The sequence below is a fragment of the Actinosynnema sp. genome, from assembly GCF_052038725.1.
On record NZ_JBQGCX010000157.1, the window covers coordinates 1 to 2461 of the forward strand.

The window sequence follows — 2461 nt, forward strand, 5'->3', positions numbered from 1 at the left end:
GCCGCCCGCGGCCCGGTAGCCCGCGGTGGTGAGCCTGCCCGCCTGCCTGCGCTGCCAGGTGGCGAGCAGGGCGTGCGAGAGCAGCGGCAGGGCGCCCGCGTCGTACGCGCCCCGCGCGCCGCGCACCGGCGTCCGACCGGCCCGCACGCCCAGGTCGCGCAGCATCAGCTCGACCAGGCCGGCCTCCAGTTGGAGGCCGGCCGCGCGCGCGGGCCTGGCCACCGCCTCGCGCAGCTCGGCCGTGGTCATCGGGCCGAGGACCATCTGCCGCTCCTGGAGCGCGTCGGCCAGTTCGGGGATCACCAGGCAGCGCCCGTAGAAGTCGGCGCGCACGCCCAGCACGACCAGCGCGGGCGCGTGCCCGCCCGGCCGCTCCGGGGTGCAGGCCGCCGCCAGCGCCTGGACGAACAGCTGGACCTGCGCGTCGTCGCCGCAGAGGGTGAAGGCCTCCTCGAACTGGTCGACCACCAGCACCAGGCGCTCGCCGCCGCGCGCCCGCGCGTGCTCGGCGACGGCGGCCCTGACCCGCTCCGCGAAGTCGATCACGCCCAGCGACCTCGGGCCCGCGCCGCGCTCGGTCGGCGGGTCGTCGGGGAGCCCGCCGGGGGGCAGGACCGAGGCCAGCTCGGGAACCCGCTCGACCAATTCGGCGAGCGGGTTCGCACCCGGTGTCATGACGGCCGAGGGCCAGGACGCGGAGCCGGGGTCGGCTAACGCCCCCTCGCGAATGGAGGGAATGAGCCCGGCGCGCACCAGCGAGGATTTCCCGGCGCCCGAGGCGCCGACCAGGACAACGATTCCGCCGTATTCCGTGGAATTGTCCAGCCGGGCGACGAGGGCGGCCGTGCTGCGCTCCCGGCCGAAGAACCAGGAGGAATCCTCGGGCTGGAAAGCGGCCAATCCCCGGTAGGGGCACACGCCGCTTTCCTCGGGCATTTCCGCGGGCGCGCTCTCGACGGCCGCGACGGGGCTGGCGAGGGCCTGCTCCCACAGCTCGCGCCACGCCCCCAGGTCGTGCAGCTCGGGGATCGGCGGGGTCGGCCGCTGCTTGCGGGCTTCACCGATGAGCACCTCCAGCACTACCGAGAGTGCCGAGAACCGGGCCGGGACGTTGCGCCCCCGGCGCCAGTCGCTCACCCGCTGCGCGGTCACCTTGACCGGTCGGCCCGGCTCGTCGACCCGGCGCGACCTGGCCACCGAGGCGGTCACGCGCTTGAGCGGGGGGTCGCCCGCCTCGGCGTAGAGCAGCGCGAAGCGTTCGGCGAAAGCGGTGCGCGGACCCGAACCGTGACCGTTCCCCACCATCCGCTGAGCGCCCTCCCCCGGTGCCGGTTTCCGGTCCGGAAAAACCGGATCGCGGTGTGAACAGGGCTTTTGCCCGCCTTCGGCGGCCCGCCCGTTCCACCTTAACGACCGGGGGTGCCAGGGTGCTCCCAGGCGTTGCGCCGACGCCGACCGGAAGTGCGGCGGGGCCGGGTGCGGTGGTTTACCCGGAGACAGCCGAAGCCGGTGCGGGCCATTCACCGCTGAGGAGTCCTGGGGGTCTTCTCAGCGGGGCTGAAAGGTCCGCGGACCGGGATGACCGCGTGGGGAGCGACTCGACCGAACGGGGAACGAGGGGTGTGCGCCGGACCGAGCGCCGGTCACTGCCCGTGATGGTCGCCTGGGGTCGTGCCAGCCCGGTCGCACACCGGTGGGAAGGGCGGGGCGCCCGTCGCCCCGCACCCCGCGCGAGCGGGGGTCGGAGCGCAACGCCGGAACAACGTTCCGGAGCGGGTCCGCGGTTTGCGCACAACGGCGTGCCCAAGCCGCGACCGCTTTGTTCGATGTCGTTTTTCCGCCAGAGTTCGGGGACGCGGTTCCGGGATCGCCGAGCGGTGCCCGAGGACGTGCAAGAGGACGCAGTGGAGCACAACCGGTCGATGTCACCAGACCACCTGGCTAACCGTGGTCGGCACTTCACCGGACCGCGCCCCCACCCCCATTGCGGGGGGCCTTCCGCACCCCGGACCGAGCCCGGAGCGGATGGCGCGGATGGCGCGCCGAACGATCGGGCGCACCAGTTCCCCGAACCGTCGGCCACCCGTTCCGACCGCTCGCGGGAACCACGCGACGACCAGCCGGGCGCGGGCGCGGAGACGGGTGCGGACACGGGCGCGGGGGCGCCGGGGGAGGGGGCCGAGGTGCTGAGGGCGGAACCGGGCGAACCGGGACGGCGAACGACGCCGCGAACCACACCGCAAAGACCAGAAGACCCGCGCACCCCACCCGACCCGAACACCCACCCCACCCCCACCACCGACCGCTCGCCCGCCACCACCGGCAGGCCCACCCGCGCCGCTGCTCCCGCACCCGACCACACCCCGATCGGCAGCCGGCCCCTGACCGGCCCCCAGCCCCCGGCACCCAGCCGCGCCCTCGCCGATGCCAGCGCTCCCACCACTGGCCACACCGCCGCCAC

At 74.9% G+C, this 2461-nt stretch carries 1 protein-coding gene; it reads right to left on the bottom strand.

From position 1 onward, the window contains the following. Positions 1 to 1305, bottom strand: a 1305-nt coding sequence (locus ACTUAL_RS03005; protein ID WP_440899185.1) for an ATP-binding protein, incomplete at its 3' end; no start/stop codon positions are given. Positions 1306 to 2461 lie beyond the last annotated feature (1156 nt).